This is a genomic window from Cupriavidus sp. GW823-FHT07B10 (genome assembly GCF_058794355.1).
This window is the reverse complement of sequence record NZ_JBXAGS010000025.1, coordinates 21,262-39,648: the sequence shown is the minus strand read 5'-3', so window position 1 is coordinate 39,648 and position 18,387 is coordinate 21,262. Positions and strand designations below refer to the sequence as shown.

15 protein-coding genes and 1 tRNA gene are annotated in these 18,387 nt (G+C 67.4%); 8 read left to right on the top strand and 8 right to left on the bottom strand.

What is annotated here, in order from left to right:
* The 6 genes from AC1Q6V_RS31765 to gloB form a co-directional block, all read right to left on the bottom strand.
* Positions 1 to 852 (bottom strand): enoyl-CoA hydratase family protein, encoded by an 852-nt coding sequence (locus AC1Q6V_RS31765; RefSeq protein WP_010814327.1) that lies wholly within the window; start codon positions 850 to 852, stop codon positions 1 to 3.
* A gap of 32 nt (positions 853 to 884) precedes the next feature.
* Positions 885 to 1,688: an SDR family NAD(P)-dependent oxidoreductase gene (locus tag AC1Q6V_RS31760; RefSeq protein WP_454751028.1), complete on the bottom strand. Its 804-nt coding sequence runs from the start codon at positions 1,686 to 1,688 to the stop codon at positions 885 to 887.
* Positions 1,685 to 4,039 (bottom strand): bifunctional salicylyl-CoA 5-hydroxylase/oxidoreductase, encoded by a 2,355-nt coding sequence (locus AC1Q6V_RS31755; protein ID WP_010814329.1) that lies wholly within the window; start codon positions 4,037 to 4,039, stop codon positions 1,685 to 1,687. The genes AC1Q6V_RS31760 and AC1Q6V_RS31755 overlap by 4 nt, the downstream gene beginning before the upstream one ends.
* A gap of 171 nt (positions 4,040 to 4,210) precedes the next feature.
* Complete coding sequence (locus tag AC1Q6V_RS31750; RefSeq protein ID WP_058697210.1) at positions 4,211 to 6,103, bottom strand: propionate--CoA ligase; 1,893 nt, start codon at positions 6,101 to 6,103, stop codon at positions 4,211 to 4,213.
* A 186-nt stretch (positions 6,104 to 6,289) separates the two neighbouring features.
* Complete coding sequence (locus AC1Q6V_RS31745; RefSeq protein WP_454751027.1) at positions 6,290 to 7,981, bottom strand: transglycosylase SLT domain-containing protein; 1,692 nt, start codon at positions 7,979 to 7,981, stop codon at positions 6,290 to 6,292.
* Between the two features lie 133 nt (positions 7,982 to 8,114).
* Entirely contained in the window at positions 8,115 to 8,915 is an 801-nt protein-coding gene (gene gloB, locus AC1Q6V_RS31740; RefSeq protein WP_010814332.1) for a hydroxyacylglutathione hydrolase, read from the bottom strand.
* A gap of 12 nt (positions 8,916 to 8,927) precedes the next feature.
* Between gloB and AC1Q6V_RS31735 the strand changes: the two genes are divergently transcribed.
* The 7 genes from AC1Q6V_RS31735 (at position 8,928) to AC1Q6V_RS31705 (ending at position 13,567) form a co-directional block, all read left to right on the top strand.
* On the top strand, positions 8,928 to 9,728 hold the full coding sequence (locus AC1Q6V_RS31735; RefSeq protein ID WP_010814333.1) for a methyltransferase domain-containing protein: 801 nt from the start codon (positions 8,928 to 8,930) through the stop codon (positions 9,726 to 9,728).
* A 78-nt stretch (positions 9,729 to 9,806) separates the two neighbouring features.
* The gene (rnhA, locus tag AC1Q6V_RS31730) at positions 9,807 to 10,244 is read left to right on the top strand and encodes a ribonuclease HI (RefSeq protein WP_011615666.1); all 438 of its coding nucleotides are present in this window, start codon (positions 9,807 to 9,809) and stop codon (positions 10,242 to 10,244) included.
* 49 nt (positions 10,245 to 10,293) lie between these two features.
* Positions 10,294 to 11,034: a DNA polymerase III subunit epsilon gene (dnaQ, locus tag AC1Q6V_RS31725; protein ID WP_011615667.1), complete on the top strand. Its 741-nt coding sequence runs from the start codon at positions 10,294 to 10,296 to the stop codon at positions 11,032 to 11,034.
* Between the two features lie 88 nt (positions 11,035 to 11,122).
* A tRNA-Val gene (locus AC1Q6V_RS31720) sits at positions 11,123 to 11,197 on the top strand.
* A gap of 276 nt (positions 11,198 to 11,473) precedes the next feature.
* Positions 11,474 to 12,178: a VIT1/CCC1 transporter family protein gene (locus tag AC1Q6V_RS31715; protein WP_010814336.1), complete on the top strand. Its 705-nt coding sequence runs from the start codon at positions 11,474 to 11,476 to the stop codon at positions 12,176 to 12,178.
* Between the two features lies 1 nt (position 12,179).
* Positions 12,180 to 12,824: a hypothetical protein gene (locus AC1Q6V_RS31710; protein ID WP_454751026.1), complete on the top strand. Its 645-nt coding sequence runs from the start codon at positions 12,180 to 12,182 to the stop codon at positions 12,822 to 12,824.
* 113 nt (positions 12,825 to 12,937) lie between these two features.
* Positions 12,938 to 13,567: a hypothetical protein gene (locus AC1Q6V_RS31705; protein WP_454751025.1), complete on the top strand. Its 630-nt coding sequence runs from the start codon at positions 12,938 to 12,940 to the stop codon at positions 13,565 to 13,567.
* Here the strand turns inward: AC1Q6V_RS31705 and AC1Q6V_RS31700 are convergent.
* On the bottom strand, positions 13,564 to 14,169 hold the full coding sequence (locus AC1Q6V_RS31700; protein WP_454751024.1) for a cysteine hydrolase family protein: 606 nt from the start codon (positions 14,167 to 14,169) through the stop codon (positions 13,564 to 13,566). The two genes, AC1Q6V_RS31705 and AC1Q6V_RS31700, sit on opposite strands and share 4 nt — an antisense overlap.
* Positions 14,170 to 14,490: 321 nt before the next feature.
* Here AC1Q6V_RS31700 and AC1Q6V_RS31695 point away from each other — a divergent pair, with 321 nt between their 5' ends.
* On the top strand, positions 14,491 to 16,491 hold the full coding sequence (locus tag AC1Q6V_RS31695) for a sensor domain-containing diguanylate cyclase (RefSeq protein ID WP_439670779.1): 2,001 nt from the start codon (positions 14,491 to 14,493) through the stop codon (positions 16,489 to 16,491).
* A gap of 112 nt (positions 16,492 to 16,603) precedes the next feature.
* Here AC1Q6V_RS31695 and AC1Q6V_RS31690 read toward each other — a convergent pair whose 3' ends face one another.
* A complete protein-coding gene (locus AC1Q6V_RS31690; RefSeq protein ID WP_037025189.1) occupies positions 16,604 to 18,331 on the bottom strand; it encodes an ABC transporter substrate-binding protein in 1,728 nt (575 codons plus the stop codon).
* Between the last annotated feature and the right edge of the window lie 56 nt (positions 18,332 to 18,387).

Here is an 18,387-nt window from a genome sequence, read left to right as displayed (position 1 = left end):
TCAGTCCCCTTCGAACACCGGCTTGGTCTTGGCGACGAAGGCCTCGTAGGCGCGGCGGAAGTCGCGCGTCTGCATGCAGATGGCCTGGGCTTCGGCCTCGGCCTCGATGGCCTCGTCCAGCCCCATGTTCCATTCCTGGTGCAGCAGCTTCTTGGTCACACCATGCGCAAAGGTCGGGCCGGCGGCCAGTTGCGCGGCCAGCGTCTGCGCCTGGGCCAGCACCGATTCGGACGGATGCAGCGCATTGAAGAAGCCCCACTGCAGGCCCTCTTCCGCGCTCATCGAGCGGCCGGTGTAGAGCAGCTCGCTGGCACGCCCCTGCCCGATCACGCGCGGCAGCAGCGTGCACGCGCCCATGTCTGCGCCGGCCAGGCCGACGCGCGTGAACAGGAACGCGGTCTTGGCCTGCGCCGTCCCCAGGCGCATGTCGGAGGCCAGCGCCATCATCGCGCCGGCGCCGGCGCAGATGCCGTCGACCGCGCTCACCACCGGCTGCGGGCAGGCGCGCATGGCCTTGACCAGGTCGCCGGTCATGCGCGTGAAGTCGAGCAGCTCAGGCATGGTCATGCGCGTGAGAGGCCCAATGATCTCGTGCACGTCGCCGCCCGAGCAGTAGTTGCCGCCCGCGCCCGTCACCACCACCGCCTTGATGTCGCTGGCATAGCACAGGCCGCGGAACAGATCGCGCAGCTCGGCGTAGGAATCGAAAGTCAGCGGGTTCTTGCGCTCCGGCCGGTTCAGCGTCACGGTGCCGACCTTGCCGTCGCCGGACACCGACCACAGGAAGTGCTCCGGCTGGTAGCCGGCAAAGCTGCGCTTGTGGTGGCGCATGTCGAGTGCGATCTCTGTCATGGGTTCTCTCTCAGGTCCTTGTTCTGTCGTTGTCAGCCGGCCATCACCTCGCCGCCGGCCACCGGGATTGCCTGGCCGGTGATCGCCGCGGCGGACGGCTGGCACAGCCAGGCCACGGCGTCGGCCACTTCCTCGGGCTGCACCAGGCGGCGCTGCGGATTGCGCGCGGCCAGTTCAGCGCGGGCCTCGGCTTCAGTGCGGCCGGTCTTGCCGACGATATTGGCCACCGCGTCGCGCACGATGTCGGTTTCGGTATAGCCCGGGCAGACCGCGTTGACGGTCACGCCCTTGGCCGCGGTTTCCAGCGCCAGCGCGCGCGTCAGGCCGATCACCCCATGCTTGGCCGCGCAATAGGCACTGACATAGCCATAGCCGATCAGGCCGGCCGTGCTCGCCACATTGACGATACGGCCCCAGCCCGCGTCGAGCATCGCCGGCAGCGCCGCCTGCGTGCACAGGAAGGTGCCGGTCAGGTTCACGTCCAGCATGCGCTGCCACAGCGCGGCATCGGTCTTCAGGAACGGTGCGCTGTGCGCCTGGCCGGCATTGTTGATCAGCATCGACACCGGGCCGGACTGTTCCGCGGCGGCGGCGAAGGCGCGTGCCACGCTGTCGGCATCGGCAATATCGGCCGTGACAAAGGAGACTACGGCGCCTGCGGGGGCGACCTCACGCAGCGCTTGTACAGTCGCCTGCAACGCGCCGGCATCGCGGCCCAGCAGCGTCACGCTGGCGCCGTCGGCCAGCAGCCGGCGCGCGATTGCCGCGCCGATGCCGCGCCCGCCGCCGGTGACCAGCGCGTGGCGCCCTGACAATGAACCCGTGCTGCCCGTCATCCCTGCTTCTCCTGCGCCGCGGCGCGTTCCAGGTTGGTTTCAAGTTGCCGCTTGCCGGCCTGGTACTGCTTGGGCCAGGTGATATCGCGGTAGCCGATGCGCGCCGCTTCCTGCAGCGTCCAGGCCGGGTTGGCCAGGTGCGGCCGCGCGATCGCGCACAGGTCGGCACGGCCCGCGGCGATGATCGAGTCGACATGGTCGGCCTCGAAGATCGCGCCCACGGCAATGGTGGCGATGCCGGCCTCGTTGCGGATGCGGTCGGCAAACGGGGTCTGGTACATGCGGCCGTAGACCGGAGCCTGGTCCGGGCTGACCTGGCCCGACGAGCAGTCGATCATGTCGGCACCGGCGGCCTTGAAGGCGCGTGCGATCTCGATCGCATCGTCGGGGGTGATGCCGCCTTCGACCCAGTCGTGCGCCGAGATGCGCACCGACATCGGCTTGTGTTCCGGCCACACTTCACGCACCGCGGCAAACACCTCCAGCGGGTAGCGCAGCCGTGCGGCCAGCGAACCGCCGTATTCATCTTCCCGCGTATTGGTCAGCGGCGAGATAAAGCTCGACAGCAGGTAGCCATGCGCGCAATGCAGTTCCAGCCAGTCGAAGCCGGCCTCGGCGGCGCGGCGCGCGCTGGCGACGAAGTCATCGCGCACACGGTCCATGTCTGCGCGCGTCATCTCGCGCGGGGTCTGCGACTCGCCCGGCAGGTAGGGCAGCGGCGAGGCCGAGATCACCGGCCAGTTGCCTTCCGACAGCGGATGGTCCATTGCCTCCCAGCCGAGCTGGGTCGAACCCTTGCGGCCCGAGTGGCCGATCTGCATGGCGATGCGCGCATCGCTGTTGGCATGCACGAAGTCGACGATGCGGCGCCAGGCGTCGCGCTGCGCGTCGTTCCACAAACCCGGGCATCCCGGCGTGATGCGCGCATCGGGCGACACGCAGGTCATCTCCGCCACCACCATGCCGGCGCCGCCCAGCGCGCGCGAACCCAGGTGGACCAGGTGGAAGTCGCCGGGCACGCCGTCGGTGCATGAGTACATCGCCATCGGCGACACCACCACGCGATTCTTCAGCGTGACGCCGCGCACGCGGAACGGCGTGAACATCGGCGGCAGCGGCTGGTGCTCACGCAGTTGCAGGCTTTCCGGTTGCACGCCGGCCTGCCGCGCCAGCCAGTGCTCGAACTGCGCCACGTAGTCCGCGTCGCGCACGCGCAGGTTCTCATGCGAGATGCGCTGCGAGCGGGTCAGCAGGGAATAGGCGAACTGCTCCGGCGGCAGGCTGCCCGCGTAACGCTCGACGTTCTCGAACCATTCGGTCGAGTTGCGCGCCGCGTTCTGGATCTTCAGCACTTCCACGCCGCGCGTGGCTTCGTAGCGCGACAGTGCATCGGGCAGGCCGTCATGACCCCTGCCACGGATTTCCTCGGCCAGGTCAATCGCATCTTCCAACGCCAGCTTGGTTCCCGAACCGATCGAGAAGTGCGCGGTGTGCGCGGCATCGCCCATCAGCACCACCGGCACGCGGCGGCCGTCGGGCAAGGTGTTCCAATGCACCCATTGGCGGCAGATCACGCGCGGGAAGCGGATCCAGATCGCCGAGCCGCGCAGGTGCGCCGCATTGGTGATCAGCTTGTTGCCGTCGAGGTAGCGCGCGAACAGGCGCTCGCAGTAGGCCACGCCCTCTTCCTGGCTCATCTGCTCGATGCCCGCGGCGCGCCAGACCGACTCCGGGGCCTCGACGATAAAGGTCGAGGTGGTGTCGTCAAAGCGGTAGGCGTGCGCCTGGAACCAGCCGTGCTCGGTCTTCTCGAAGGCAAAGGTGAAGGCGTCGAACAGCTTGTGCGTGCCCATCCAGACAAAGCGGCACTGGCGCGTGTCGATGTCAGGCTGGAAGGTGTCGGCGTAGCGGGTGCGGATGCGGCTGTTCAGGCCGTCCGAGGCGATCACCAGGTCGGCCTGGTATTGCATCGCCAGCGCCTGGTCGTCGGACACATCGGTCTCGAACACCAGCTTCACGCCCAGCGCCTCGCAGCGTGCCTGCAGGATATTGAGCAGGCGCTTGCGGCCGATGCCGATAAAGCCATGGCCGCCGGAGCGGATGGTGCGCCCGCCGATATGGATGTCGATATCGTCCCAGTGGTTGAAGGCCGCGTTGATCTCGGCCGCGCTGACCGGGTCGGCTTGCTTCAGGTTGTCCATGGTGGCGTCAGAGAACACCACGCCCCAGCCGAAGGTGTCGTAGGGCCGGTTGCGCTCGACCACGATGACCTCGTTGGCCGGATCCTGCAGCTTCATCAGCAGCCCGAAGTACAGGCCTGCCGGGCCACCACCAATACAAAGCACTCGCATCTGTCGCCTCCTGCCGGCTGCGCCGGGCACCTTTGCCCAGGATCACACCGCCATCTAGATGATGTCTAAATATTTTATGCTTCAAATATTAGACTGCATCACGGCCGATGGCAAGGGCGGGATGCGGAGTGCCCCGCACGGCACCCGCATCCCACGCCTTCAGCCCGCCATCTAGCCTTTCAGCGCTGCCTGCAACTGTTCCAGCGCACCCGGGTCCTCGATCGTGGTCAGGTCGCCCGGATCGCGCCCTTCGGCCACCGCCTGCATGGCGCGCCGCAGCAACTTGCCGGAGCGGGTCTTGGGCAGTGCATTGACAAAGAATACGCGCGCCGGCCGCGCCACGGCACCCAGTTGCTGCTCCACCGTCTTCATCAACTCGCCCTCCAATGCCAGCCGCGCTTCGGCCGTGGCCGTGCGCGCCGGATCGCGGGCGATGCAGAAGGCCATCGCCACCTGCCCCTTGAGCGCGTCCTGCACGCCCACCACCGCCACCTCGGCCACGGCAGCGTTGGACGACAGGCTTTCCTCGATCTCGCGGGTGCCCAGCCGGTGGCCGGCAACGTTGATCACGTCGTCGGTGCGGCCCAGGATAAAAACATAGCCGTCGGCGTCGCGCACGCCCCAGTCGAAGGTCGAATAGCACAGCCGGTTCGGCACCGCCTGCCAGTAGGTGCGCACGAAGCGGTCGTCGTCGCCCCAGACCGTGCTCATGCATCCCGGCGGCAGCGGGCCGTCGATGGCGACCACACCCTTCTGCCCCGGCGGGCATTCAGCGCCGGTGTTCTCGTCGACGATCTTCAGGTCATAGCCGTAGGCGGGCACGCCGGGCGAGCCCAGCTTGGGCGGCAGCGCCTCGATGCCGCGCTGGATCGCGAGGATCGGCCAGCCGGATTCGGTCTGCCAGTAGTTGTCGACCACGGGCTTGCCCAGGCCGTCCTGGATCCAGCGCGCGGTGGGCTCGTCCAGCGGCTCGCCGGCCAGGAACAGCAGGCGCAGGCTGGACAGGTCGTAGCGGGTCAGCCAGGCCGGGTCCTGCTTCTTCAGCACGCGGATCGCGGTCGGCGCGCTGAACATCAGGTTGACCTTGTATTGCTCCACCAGCCGCCACAGGATGCCACCGTCGGGGCGGATCGGCGTGCCTTCATACATCAGCGTGGCCATGCCGGCCAGCAGCGGGCCGTAGACGATATAGCTGTGCCCCACCACCCAGCCGATGTCCGACGCGGTGAACATGGTGTCGCCGGGCTTGCCGCAGAAGATGTATTCCATCGAGGTGGCCAGCGCCACCGCGTAGCCGCCGGTATCGCGCTGCACGCCCTTGGGCTTGCCGGTGGTGCCGGAGGTGTATAGCACGTACGACGGCTCGCTCGATTCCAGCCACACGCACGGCACCTGCACGCCGGCCACGCGTTCGCGCCAGGCGGCGTAGTCCTCATCGCGGCCCTCGGTACGGGGCATTTGCGCCAGTTGCCGGTCCACCAGCAGCACCTTCCCGGGCTGGTGCGACGAGAGCCGGATGGCCTCGTCCAGCAGCGGCTTGTAGGGCACCACCTTGCCGGCACGCGAGCCGGCGTCGGCGCTGACCACCACGCGCGGCCGGGCATCCTCGATGCGCGCGGCCAGGCTGACCGAGGCAAAGCCGCCGAACACCACCGAATGGATCGCGCCGATGCGCGCGCAGGCCAGCATGGCAAAGGCGGCTTCCGGGATCATCGGCATGTAGATCAGCACGCGGTCGCCCTTCTGCACGCCCAGGGCCTGCAGGATCGCGGCCATGCGGCTGACTTCGTCGTGCAGCTCGGCGTAGGTAAAGGTGCGGGCCTGGTCGGTCTCGGTCGAGACCCAGTGCAGCGCCGGCTGGCTGGCGCGGGCCGCCAGGTGGCGGTCGACCGCGTTGTGGCACAGGTTGGTGCGCCCGCCGACGAACCAGCGCGTAAAGGGCGCGCGGCTGTTGTCGAGCACCTGGCCGAACGGGGTTTCCCAGTCGATGCGCGCCGCCTGTTCGGCCCAGAACCCCTCGGGGTCGGCCAGCGAACGGGCATGCACGGCATGGCTTGCCGTCATGTCTGTCTCCTCCGCGTCTGCGGTCATTGTGATGATGACCGTAGTTTGCCACCGGCGCGGGTGCGCGTGGACACAGATTCGGAGAGGGGCGCGCGGGCCCCGGGGGCCGGCACATGAAAAAAGGGGCGTGCCGACGGCATCGCCCCTTCTTGCGCCATGCGGCGGACCAGCCGGCGCCCGCATTCGTCAGCGGGCCTTGGCCCCCTTGGCGCCGGCCTTGGCCGACGCCTTGACGTTCGGCCCCGGCTTGGACTCGCGCACCACGCGCGCCGGCGTCGCCTTGACTGCCGTGCGCCGCGAGGCCGCCTCGACGGTGACGCGCTTGCGCGGCTCCGCCTTGCCCGCCTTGCCCTTGGCCGAGACCCGCACGATGCCGCCCTTGCTGCTTCGCTCGGAACGCTCTGCACGGTCGGCGCGCTCGGCACGGTCGGCCTGTTCGGCCCGCGCCGCCCGCACCGCGCCGGCGCCGCGCACCGGCACCATCAGCACCAGGCTCTGCCCGGCGACCAACTTGGTGCCGGAGAGCTTGTTCCACGATTGCACCTGCCCCGCCGAGACGCCATAGCGCCGCGCCACCGAGGCCACGGTGTCGCGCCGCCCGGCACGCACCACCACGCGGCGCGCATCCGGCAAATCAGGCTCCATCGCCAGCATGGCACTGTCGGCCAGGGTCGCGCTGATATCCTGGTCGTGGCGGCCCGAGCGCGGGATCATCACGGTCGAGCCGGCCTTCAGGCGCATGCCTTTCGGGATGCTGTTGATCTCGCGCAGCGTATCGGCGTCGACGTTCAGCCGTGCCGCCAGCGCTTCGATACGCTCGCGGCTGTCCACCGTCACCGCCGACCAGCTCGACAACCCGCCGCGGTAGGTGTTCAGGTTGTACTGGAAGCGCTCGGCGTTATCGAACGGCAGCAGGATCTGCGGGTTGGACGCGCCCAGGATCACCGGCCGGTTGAACGACGGATTGAGCGCCTTGAATTCCTCTACCGACATGTCCGCCAGCTTGGCCGCCAGGTTCACGTCGATATCGCGCGAGGTGGTCACCGTGACAAAGTACGGGTGGTCCGGGATCTCGGGCAGCTTGACGCCATACGCAGCCGGGTTGGCGATGATGTTCTTGACCGCCTGCAGCTTCGGCACGTAGTAGCGCGTCTCGTTGGGCATGGGCAGGCTGGCGTAGTCGGTCGGCAGCCCGCGCGCCTGGTTGCGTGCGATCGCGCGCGACACCGCGCCCTCGCCCCAGTTGTAAGCCGCCAGCGCCAGGTGCCAGTCGCCGAACATATCGTAGAGCCGCGCCAGGTAGTCCAGCGCGGCGTCGGTCGAGGCCAGCACGTCGCGGCGCTCGTCACGGAACATGTTCTGCTTCAGGTTGTACGACTTGCCGGTACTCGGGATGAACTGCCACATGCCCGCCGCCTTGGCGGTGGACTGCGCCTGCGGGTTGAACGCGCTCTCGACGAACGGCAGCAGCGCCAGCTCGGTCGGCATCTTGCGCCGTTCCAGCTCTTCTACGATGTGGTACAGGTAGCGGCTTGAGCGCCCGACCATCCGTTCCATGTATTCCGGCCGCTGCGCATACCACTGGGTGCGGTCATCGACCAGCGTGCCCTCCAGGTCCTGCATGGCAAAGCCGCGCCGGATGCGATCCCAGATGTCGTTGGACGGGCCGCGCAGCCAGTCCAGGCCACCCTGGTCGACATTGATCGTGGATACGGAAGAAAGCGCCGATTTGTCGATGAGCGAGTTGAGCGGGTCCTGGCGCTTGGCGGTCTGGGCGGTCGCGGCGCCGTTGGCGCCATCAGGCGGCGTTGGGGTGCTGGCGCACGCTGCAAGCAGCGCGGCGCACGCGACCACCGCCAGTAATCGACCAATTTTCATTAAGTTCTCGAATCGTGACGCCAAAAGGATGCGTGATGCTAAAAAAAACCGCGTATCGCGTCAATCAGATTTTCCATATGGCCAGTATCCGCCGGGCAGCCGGAAAGCCTTGCGGCGCAAGGCCCGGCAGGGTTCAGCGGAAATTGTCCTTCCAGCCGCGCAGCGCACCGAAGGCCTGCGCATCGCCCGTGGCGGCCCCGCCCTGCGCCGCCACCGCCGCGCGCACCGCGGGCTCGCGCGAGCGCAGGAAGGGATTGACCTCGCGCTCATGAGCGATGGTGGTCGGCAGCGTCGGCTGGTCCGCCGCGCGCAGCGCGTCGACCCGCTGCTCCCATGCCGCCAGCGCGGCATTGGCCGGTTCCACCGCCCGTGCAAAGCGCACATTGCTGCGCGTATATTCGTGCGCGCAATAGACGCGGGTATCGCCCGGCAGTGCCGCCAGCTTGTCGAGCGAGTCCAGCATCTGTGCCGGCGTGCCTTCGAACAGACGCCCGCAGCCACTGGCAAACAGGGTATCGCCACAGAAGACCGCCGGGCCGGCTTCGCCCAGGTCGCCCACATAGGCGATATGGCCGGCGGTGTGCCCGGGCACGTCCAGCACGCGCAGCGTCAGCGCCGGCGTCTCCAGCGTCACGACATCGCCTTCGCGCAGGGCCCGGGTGCGCCCGCCAATGCGTTCGCCGGCGGGCCCCAGCACCGGCATCGGCGCGCCCGACGAGGTGCGCGGGTGCGCCGCCAGCAACTCGGCTACCCCGCCCTGGTGATCGCCGTGGTGATGGGTGATTACAATAGCGCCCAGAGCCAGACCGCTTTGCGCCAGGAAGCGCTCCACCGGCGCGGCCTCGCCGGGATCGACCACGGCGGCGCTATGACCGTCGTGGATGGCCCAGATATAGTTATCCTGGAACGCCGGGATCGGCTCAACCTTCAACATGCGCATGCTCCTATGTCCAATCGTCCCAATCATCCGATTGTAAGCTGGGAAGACTGGCTGGCCTCGCCGCCCGGTGAGTACATGCTGCGCTGGGAGGCGCAGCAGTACGACCGGATCGTGACCGACATCTTCGGCTACCACGCCGTCCAGTTGGGCCTGCCCTTTATCGACACCCTGCGCGAGAACCGGATGCCGTTCTCGGCGCTGGCGCTGGACCCTTCCAGTGGACCGCACGGGCCGCGCGCCGCACATCCCGACGCGCGCCAGCTGCTGTGCCGCTTCGACGAGCTGCCGTTCGACACCCAGAGCATCGACCTGGTCACCCTGCCCCACATCCTGGAATTCGCCGAAGACCCGCATGAAGTGCTGCGCGAGGTCTCGCGGGTGCTGATGCCCGAGGGGCGCGTGGTGGTCACCTGCTTCAACCCGATGAGCCTGTGGGGCGCGCGCCAGGGCATGAACCGGCTCGGCGCCACGCCCTTCCTGCCGACGGACGCGCAGCAGATCGGCTTCGTGCGCATCAAGGACTGGCTCAAGCTGCTGGGCTTCGATATCATCCGCGGCCGCTTCGGCTGCTACTGCCCGCCCTACCGCACCGACCGCTGGCTGCAGCGCGCCGCCTTCATGGAAAAGGCCGGTGACCGCTGGTGGCCGATCTTCGGCGCGGTCTATATGATCTCGGCGATCAAGCGCGTGCGCAATATCCGCCTGGTCGGCCCGGCCTGGAAGAGCAAGCCGGCGCTGGCTCCGGTGTCATCGCCCGTGGCCACGCCTACCGGCACCCACGGCAAGACCCCCGGCGAAGAGCGCTGACGCCGGCGCGCGCCCGCGCTCTCACCCGATTCGCCCTCAAAGCGCCACCTGCCCGGCGGGTGGCCACCTTGGAATCACATGCAAGAAGTCACGATCTACTCCGACGGCGCCTGCAAGGGCAATCCCGGCCGCGGCGGCTGGGGCGCGGTGCTCGTCGCCGGCGCCAGCGAGAAAGAAATGTTCGGCGGCGAGCCCAACACTACCAACAACCGCATGGAAATGACCGCCGTGATCGAAGCATTGCGCGCGCTCAAGCGTCCCTGCGTCGTGCGTGTCTATACCGACTCGCAGTATGTCCAGAAGGGCATCAGCGAATGGCTGCCCGGCTGGAAGGCCCGCGGGTGGAAGACCGCCGACAAGAAGCCTGTCAAGAACGCCGACCTGTGGCAGGAACTGGACACCCTGGCGCAGCCGCACCAGATCTCCTGGCACTGGGTGCGCGGCCACAACGGCCACCCCGGCAATGAGCGCGCCGACGCGCTGGCCAACCGCGGCGTCGAATCGATCGGCCGCTGATCCCTCTCGCTAACAAGAAACCGCGGGGCGCCCACGCAGCTCCGCTAGAATGCCCGCCATGCGACAAATCGTTCTCGACACCGAAACCACCGGCCTGAGTGCCGCCACCGGCGACCGCCTGATCGAAATCGGCTGCGTCGAGCTGATGAACCGCCGCCTGACGGGGCGCCACCTGCACTTCTACGTCAACCCGGAACGCGATATCGACGAGGGCGCGATCGCCGTGCACGGCATCACGGTCGAGTTCCTGGCCGACAAGCCCCGCTTTGCCGAAGTCGTCAACGACATCCGCGAATTCATCCAGGATGCCGAGCTGATCATCCACAACGCGCCGTTCGACCTGGGCTTCCTCGACATGGAATTCCAGCTGCTGGGCCTGCCGCCGTTCCGCCAGCATGCCGGCAATGTGATCGACACCCTGCGCGAAGCCCGCCAGATGTTCCCCGGCAAGCGCAACTCGCTCGACGCCCTGTGCGACCGCCTGGGCATCAGCAACGCCCACCGCACGCTGCACGGCGCCCTGCTGGATGCCGAGCTGCTGGCCGAGGTCTACCTGGCCATGACGCGCGGCCAGGATTCGCTGGTGATCGACATGCACGACAGCACCGCAGGCCACGGCGGCGCGGTTGCCGCGGCCGACCTGTCGCGCCTGGCCCTGCCCGTGCTGCGCGCCACGGACGAAGAGCAGCAGGCCCATCTCGCCCTGCTCAAGGGCCTGGACAAGGCCAGCGGCGGCAAGACGGTGTGGCAGGAAGCCCCCGCGGCAGAACCCGGAAGCCTGGCCGCCTGACAAAAATCAAAAAAGGGCTTTACAAGATACAAGAACCTCTGCATAATCTCATTTCTCCGCTGCACGACGGCAACGACGGCGCAGTAAGGGGTGGTTAGCTCAGCGGTAGAGCACTGCCTTCACACGGCAGGGGTCACAGGTTCAATCCCTGTACCACCCACCAGACAAATGGCCAGCAACTGCCTAAGTTGCCAGGAAACCCAGACAGCGCAAGCTCTCTGGGTTTTTTGTTGCCCGGCGTTTGCCCACGTTTTCTACCCCCCCCCCCGGAAAACCGTGGTTCATCACGCCAATCAAGGAATGCTCGCCTGGCATATTTGCGGCTGGCGCGCATACTTGTCCACAGGACGACGGGCCAGGCAGGCACAGTCGCCCTCGCTCCCACGAGCACAGCCCCTATCGCCCATCCGATCATCGACGCAGCTTTCGGGAGTCCGCCATGCCCGATTCACCCAGGACGACGATCCATGCCGGCGCGACCGTGCCGCCGGAGGATGCTCAGACACGGGAGCCGGTGCTGGACGTTGTGGATCGCGTCTCCGAGATGTGCTTCGGCCTGTTCATGGCGCTCACTTTTGTCGGCGCGGTGTCGAGCGGCACGGGTGGCCCGGATGCCAGCCGCACCATGATGCATGCCGCGCTGGGCTGCAACCTGGCCTGGGGCATGGTGGACGCGGTCATGTTCCTGATCCGTACGCTGGCGAACCGCGGCCAGCGGATCTCCCTGGCACTTGCCGTCAGGAATGCTAACGACCAGGCCACGGCGATCGGCCTGATTCGCGATGCGCTGCCTCGCGCAACGAAGTCGCTGGTCACCGACAAGGAACTGGAAGCCATGCGGGCACGGCTTGCCGCCGCCCCGGCACTGCCGCCCCGCCCCCGCCTGAACATGGCCGACCTGATCGGTGCCGTGCACATCTTCTTTATCGTTGTACTGGCCACGTTTCCGGTCGCACTGCCGTTCGTACTGCTGGACGATGTCAAACTGGCGCTACTGATCTCGCGCGGGCTGACCCTGGCCATGCTGTTCGCCGCCGGGTGGGCGCTGGGCCACTATGCCGGCTTTGGCGGCTGGGTCACTGGCGCAGCCATGACTGCGCTGGGCGTGGTCATGACCATCGCCATTATCGCGCTGGGCGGCTGAGATGCGAGGCGCGATCCTGCTGCTTGCCGCCGCCCTTGGCGCGGGCACGGTCCAGGCACAGGAGCCGCCCCAGCCCGCGCCGGATGCCGCCGGGCAGGCGGCCGGCCCGCCCTGGACCTTCTCGGCAACAGGCTACTGGAACATGCCGCGCCAGAGCGGCGACTACCTCTCCGGCATCTTCATCGCCGAAAGGAAGCAGCTTCACCTCGAGGCAAGAAGCAACTACGAGGCAGTCCACTCGCAGTCAGCCTTCATCGGCTGGACCTTCTCGGGCGGCGAAACCATCCAGTTCAAGGCGACCCCCATCGTTGGCTTCGTGGGAGGCTCCACCCGCGGCCTGATCGGCGGAATCGAGGCCAGCGTCGCAGTGAGCAAGTTCGACTACTACATCGAAGCCGAATACCTGGATGCGCGCGGCGAAGAGCCGGGCTATCTCTACGCCTGGAGCGAACTTGGCTTCCGCCCGGTCGAATGGCTGAGGCTGGGCCTGGTCGCGCAACGTACCCGGATCTACGGGGGAGGCCGCGAACTCCAGCGAGGCGGCTTTTTCCAGGTCACGGTGCGCAGGTTCACGGCGGGCTTCTACTGGTTCAACCCGGGCTCGACGGACCAGGTCGCGATCCTTTCGCTGGGCGTGAGCTTCTAGGCCCCAGCCACGTCGCGACGCAACCTTTCCGTTGCCGGCGACAAGGCTTATCTCATATCCGCCCACTCACTCGCCGGCTACCTTGACTGCTCCGACCTGCACCGGAGCACGACTTGCCGTCCCCCTGCCTCCCCACCGCGACCGAAACAGAACTCGCCCTGCCCTGGACCGGCCGCAACCCGGTCAGTGCCGGCTGGTTCGAGATGCGCCAGGCGCGCGTGCCGCGTGATGCGCTGCCGGTCTATGACGAAGACATGGATTGCATCATCGGCTACCACCGCAGCTTTGCCTCGGTGGCTTCCACCTATGACCTGACGGGCCGTGTCGTGGCGCTGGATGCATGCGTGGATGAAGCTGGCGCGGGGCGCGCACCGCTGCTGGTTGCCGGCACGCTGTGGCAGCCGCGTGTGCGCGGCATGACGCGCAGCGGCGCCGAGGGCGAAGGACTGGCGGCGCCCGCGGCGACGCTGGCGCGGCGGCGCGGGCGCTTCATCGCACTGGCTCGGCAGCCACTGCATTTCACGCTGGCCGCGCTGGCGGACATGCAGGAGCCGGAGCGGTTCGTGCCGCTGCATATCCTGCGGCTGGCGATGCGCTGCGGCACGCGCCTCGCTGCAGCATCGGAAATGGCACGCTTTGTCGCGCCGATCACGAGGCGGGGCGTGCCGACCGCACTGGAATTGACGCTGCGCCCGCGCGACCATACCGTGCTGCGCGTGCGCACCTGGCCTGTCGCTGGTTAGCCGTGCCAGGCCCCTGCGTCCGCGACGACCGTGGCGAAGCGGTCGTTCAACGCGGCCAGCGTGCTGCGGTGGAGATCGGCCGCAGGCACGGCGGGCCCGCCCAGCGGGTCAGGCAGGTCGCGCGTGGCGCAGGCCGCGGCCACGACGGTGCTGCGATAGCCGTGGTCGAGCGCGGAGCGCACCGTGGCGCTTACGCACATATGCGTCTGGAAGCCGGCCACGATCAGCTCCTTACGGCGGAGCCTGGCCAGTTCGTCGGCCAGGGTGGTGCCGGCGAAGCTGTTGGGCAAGCCCTTGGTGACGGTAATCTCACCGGCCTGCGGCCCCACCCCTTCAATGAAGGCGGCATACGGCCCGGTCGGATCGAACGCCATGCTGCCCGGCCGGCCGTGGTGCGCGACATGGATTACCGGCGTGCCGTGGCGGCGCGCCAGCGCCAGCAGTTGCGCGCAGGCAGCCACGGCCGCGGGCATGCCGGCCAGCGGCAGGCGGCCGTCGACGTATTCGCGTTGATGGTCGATCAGGATCAGGACGGCGGCATCCCAGGCGGAAGGGGTGCGGCTGGCGCCGGCCAGGTCGAGCAGCGTAGTCGGTGTAGTCATTGGCGTTTGGGCTGGAAAGGAATCAGGAACGGCAATCAGGAACCGCGAGACGGGCCCGCCACATCGCGGGCCATCCCGCATGCTACTGCCAAGGCGGAATCGGTGCATGAGTGCGCGTGGCGATCTCGCCACCGGCCAGGCCCTTCCCTGTAGCGCGGCCGGCACGTTGCGCTGGCACCCTGGCGCGCTGTTGCAAACAGTTGCGAATTTCACCTTGACATCTGCTAATCTTGATTTCACGTCCCGGACAGGATCTCGGGTCGGCAACACAATGCGCCGGGACGAGGATACGGGTCAGTGCGCACAAGAAATAAGTCAATCATGCAGCACTCTTTGAAGTACCGGATGGCGTTCGCCACGGCGGGTGTGGTGACGCTGATCATCGTGCTGCGCGCGCTCTACGCGCAGTACTACGCCTACGACGGCCTGAAGAACTTGCAGCAGACGCAGCAGGACACGCTGGTCAAGATGGTGGCCGAGCAGCTCGATGAAAAGCTGCAGGGCCGCGCCACCGTCCTGCGGCGCGTGGCAAGCCAGCTCTCCCCCATGCTTTCGGTAAAGCCGGCCGAACTGCGCCGGGCCGTGGAGGGCATGGTGGAAATGCCCGAGACTTTCAACGCCGTCTTCCTGGCCGCGCCCGACGGACACCTGGTGTTCAGCACCGCCGTGCCGGATGGCGTGCGCCTGCGCGTGGACGACCGCGACTATTTCCGCGATATCCAGCAGGGCCAGGCGTTCGCGGTGTCGGACCTGATCCAGGGCAAGCAGACCAATGCCCCCGGCGTAGTGCTGGCAGTGCCGCTGCACGGGCCGGGTGGCGAGCTGCGCGGCGTGGTCGGGGGCGTCCTGAACCTCGCGGACAGCAACTTCCTGCGCGAGCTTGCGCACAGCCGCGTGGGCACTACCGGCAGCTTCTGCCTGGTTTCCTCCGGCACCAATCCCCGCTATGCAATGCACCCGGACGCTGCCCGCGTGCTGAGCCCCGCACGCGCGATCGGCGAAGCCTGCGGCGCCGATCACGCCCCCGCCTTCCTGGAAGTCCTGACGCCGACGCAGCCGATCGTGGCGCGCCATCTGCTGGCATCCAACGGCTGGGAGTTGGTGGCGGTCCTGCCGGCAGCCGAAGCCTACGCGCCGCTGCTCGCGGTGCGCCAACGGACCCTGGTCATCGGCGCCATCACCATGCTGCTTGCCGCCGCGATGATGTGGCTGGTCATGCGCCGCCTGCTTGAACCGCTGCAGCGGCTGCACCGCGCCGTGCGCCAGATCGGCACCAACCCGGCCGCGGTGGCGGACCTGCCCGTCGGCCGCGCCGACGAGATCGGCGAACTGGCCGCGACCTTCGCCGAGGTGGTGGCGCAGCTGTCGGAGCGCGAAGCCGCGCTGAAAGCGGCCAAGGACCGCGCCGCCGAAAGCGAGAAGCGCATCGAGGCGATCGCCAACCATGTGCCGGACTTTGTCTCGTTCATCGACATGCAGCAGCGCTACGTCTTCGTCAACCAGGCCTATGCGCAGCGCTATGGCGTGCCGGCGCAGCAGATCGTGGGGCTGTCGCTGCGCGAACTGTGGGGCACGCAGGAATACCTGGCCTGCCAGCCGTACCTGGAGCAGGCCTGCGCCGGGCGCGCGGTGACGTTCACCCGTGAAAGCGCTGATGGCACCGAATGCATGGAGATCACCTGCCAGCCGGCCTGGAACGATGTGCAGGACACCGTCATCGGCCTGCACATGTTCGGGCGCAATGTCACCCATGAGCGCGAAAAACTGCGCAGCCTGGAAGCGCAGACCATCTCCGACTACCTCACCGGCCTGCTCAACCGCAAGGGTTTCGACCGGCGCCTGGCCGAATGCATGGCCCGCGCCAGCGCCGACGGGCGCTCGCTGGCGCTGCTGCTGGTGGACCTGGACGACTTCAAGGGCGTCAACGACAGCTTTGGCCATCCGGTGGGCGACCAGTTGCTGGTCGCCTTTGCGCAGCGGCTGCGCGCCTGCGTGCGCAAGGGCGACGCGGTCGCGCGCATCGGCGGCGATGAGTTTGCGGTGATCCTGGACGGCGTTGCCGACCGCCAGGCCATGGCGTCCATCGCCAACACCATCGTGCAGGACGCGCGCATGCCCTTCGTGATCGATGGCCACACGCTGGCGGCCTCGGCCAGCGTCGGCTCGGCCATCCATGACGCGCGCCATGCCATGACCGCGAGCGAGCTGTTCATGCACGCCGACATAGCGCTGTATGAGGCCAAGCGGCATGGGAAGGCGCGTTATGCGGTGCAGTCAGTGGCGGACGAGCCCCACTCGGAAACATCGGACTTGGCCACGTAGAGAGCGAGCGCCGAAGTCAGGGCCGAATGACCTGTTGAGTGCCCCCTCTCCCGCAAGCGGGAGAGGGGAGCAAACCAGCGGCATTCATTCATTGCCGGCAGCCTCAAACGCCTCAGCGCACCTTCCCTTCCTTCCACGCCTGCAGCAGCTTGTCGTAAGGAATGGTCTCGCCCTTCGGCTTTTCGTTGGCCAGCTTCTGCCACGGCGCATGGTCGTTCGACAGCCACTTGCCCGGGTCTCCCTTCGGGTTGAGCCTGGGCGCGCAGTTGCTCATGCCGGCGCGTTGCAGCCGCGCCATGACCTGGTCCATCTCTTCGGCCAGCGTGTCCATGGCGGCTTGCGGCGTCTTCTCGCCGGTCACCGCGGTGGCCACGTTCTTCCACCACAGCTGGGCCAGCTTCGGATAGTCGGGGACGTTGGTGCCGGTCGGCGTCCACGCCACGCGCGCGGGGCTGCGGTAGAACTCGATCAGCCCACCGTACTTGGCCGCGTTCCTGGTCAGGTAGTCGTGGTGGATGTCGCTGTCGCGGATAAAGGTCAGCCCGGTCAGCGACTTCTTCAGCGAGACCGTCTTGGATGTCACGAACTGCGCATACAGCCAGGCGCCCGCCAGCTTGTTGGGATCGGTGTTCTTGAAGAAGGTCCAGGAGCCCACGTCCTGGTAGCCGTTCTGCATGCCCTGCTTCCAGTACGGGCCGTACGGCGACGGCGCCATGCGCCACTTGGGCGAGCCGTCGGCGTTGACCACCGGCAGGCCCTTCTTGGTCATGTCCGCGGTGAAGGCGGTGTACCAGAAGATCTGCTGCGCCACCTGGCCTTGCGCGGGGACCGGGCCGGCCTCGGAGAAGGTCATGCCCATCGCCTGCGGCGGCGCGTACTTCTTCATCCAGTCGATGTACTTGGTCAGCGCATAGACCGCCGCCGGGCTGTTGGTGGCACCGCCGCGCGACACCGAGGCGCCGACCGGCGTGCACTTGTCCTCGGCCACGCGGATGCCCCACTCGTCCACCGGCATGCCGTTGGGAAGGCCCTTGTCGGCGGTGCCGGCCATCGACAGCCAGGCGTCGGTGAAGCGCCAGCCCAGCGACGGATCCTTCTTGCCGTAGTCCATGTGCCCGTAGACCTTCTTGCCGTCGAGCTCCTTCACGTCGTTGGTGAAGAAGTTGGCGATGTCCTCATAGGCTGACCAGTTGGTCGGCACACCCAGGTCGTAGCCGTACTTGGCCTTGAACTTGTCCTGCAGGTCCTTGCGCGCGAACCAGTCGGCGCGGAACCAGTACAGGTTGGCAAACTGCTGGTCGGGCAGCTGGTACAGCTTGCCGTCCGGCGCGGTGGTGAACTTGGTGCCGATAAAGTCCTTCACATCCAGCCCGGGGTTGGTCCACTCCTTGCCGGCGCCGTTCATATAGTCGGTCAGCGGCAAGATCGAGCCGTAGCGGTAGTGCGTGCCGATCAGGTCCGAGTCAGAGATCCAGCCGTCGTAGATCGACTTGCCGGACTGCATCGAGGTCTGCAGCTTCTCGACCACATCGCCTTCCTGGATCAGGTCGTGCTTGACCTTGATGCCGGTGATCTCCTCGAACGCCTTGGCCAGCGTCTTGGACTCGTACTCGTGCGTGGTAATGGTTTCGGACACGACGCTGATCTGCGTGACCCCCCTGGCCTTGAGCTTGGCGGCGGCGTCGATGAACCACTTCATTTCGGCCTGCTGCTTGTCCTTGGCCAGCGACGAGGGCTGGAACTCATTGTCGATCCACTTCTTGGCCTCAGCCTCGCCCGCCGAGGCGGACCCACAAGCCAGCGCAGCCGCGCAGGCAAGGGCTGACATCCCCAACTTCACGTGCACATTCATCAGTGTCTCCTCAAGATTTCCCCTCCCCGGCTGTGGTCGTGGTG

Bases quoted from the DNA above. Each gene is read 5' to 3' on its own strand.
- AC1Q6V_RS31765 (WP_010814327.1), bottom strand. From the start codon at position 852: ATGACAGAGATCGCACTCGACATGCGCCACCACAAGCGCAGCTTTGCC.
- AC1Q6V_RS31760 (WP_454751028.1), bottom strand. From the start codon at position 1,688: ATGACGGGCAGCACGGGTTCATTGTCAGGGCGCCACGCGCTGGTCACC.
- AC1Q6V_RS31755 (WP_010814329.1), bottom strand. From the start codon at position 4,039: ATGCGAGTGCTTTGTATTGGTGGTGGCCCGGCAGGCCTGTACTTCGGG.
- AC1Q6V_RS31750 (WP_058697210.1), bottom strand. From the start codon at position 6,103: ATGACGGCAAGCCATGCCGTGCATGCCCGTTCGCTGGCCGACCCCGAG.
- AC1Q6V_RS31745 (WP_454751027.1), bottom strand. From the start codon at position 7,981: ATGAAAATTGGTCGATTACTGGCGGTGGTCGCGTGCGCCGCGCTGCTT.
- gloB (WP_010814332.1), bottom strand. From the start codon at position 8,915: ATGTTGAAGGTTGAGCCGATCCCGGCGTTCCAGGATAACTATATCTGG.
- AC1Q6V_RS31735 (WP_010814333.1), top strand. From the start codon at position 8,928: ATGTCCAATCGTCCCAATCATCCGATTGTAAGCTGGGAAGACTGGCTG.
- rnhA (WP_011615666.1), top strand. From the start codon at position 9,807: ATGCAAGAAGTCACGATCTACTCCGACGGCGCCTGCAAGGGCAATCCC.
- dnaQ (WP_011615667.1), top strand. From the start codon at position 10,294: ATGCCCGCCATGCGACAAATCGTTCTCGACACCGAAACCACCGGCCTG.
- AC1Q6V_RS31715 (WP_010814336.1), top strand. From the start codon at position 11,474: ATGCCCGATTCACCCAGGACGACGATCCATGCCGGCGCGACCGTGCCG.
- AC1Q6V_RS31710 (WP_454751026.1), top strand. From the start codon at position 12,180: ATGCGAGGCGCGATCCTGCTGCTTGCCGCCGCCCTTGGCGCGGGCACG.
- AC1Q6V_RS31700 (WP_454751024.1), bottom strand. From the start codon at position 14,169: ATGACTACACCGACTACGCTGCTCGACCTGGCCGGCGCCAGCCGCACC.
- AC1Q6V_RS31695 (WP_439670779.1), top strand. From the start codon at position 14,491: ATGCAGCACTCTTTGAAGTACCGGATGGCGTTCGCCACGGCGGGTGTG.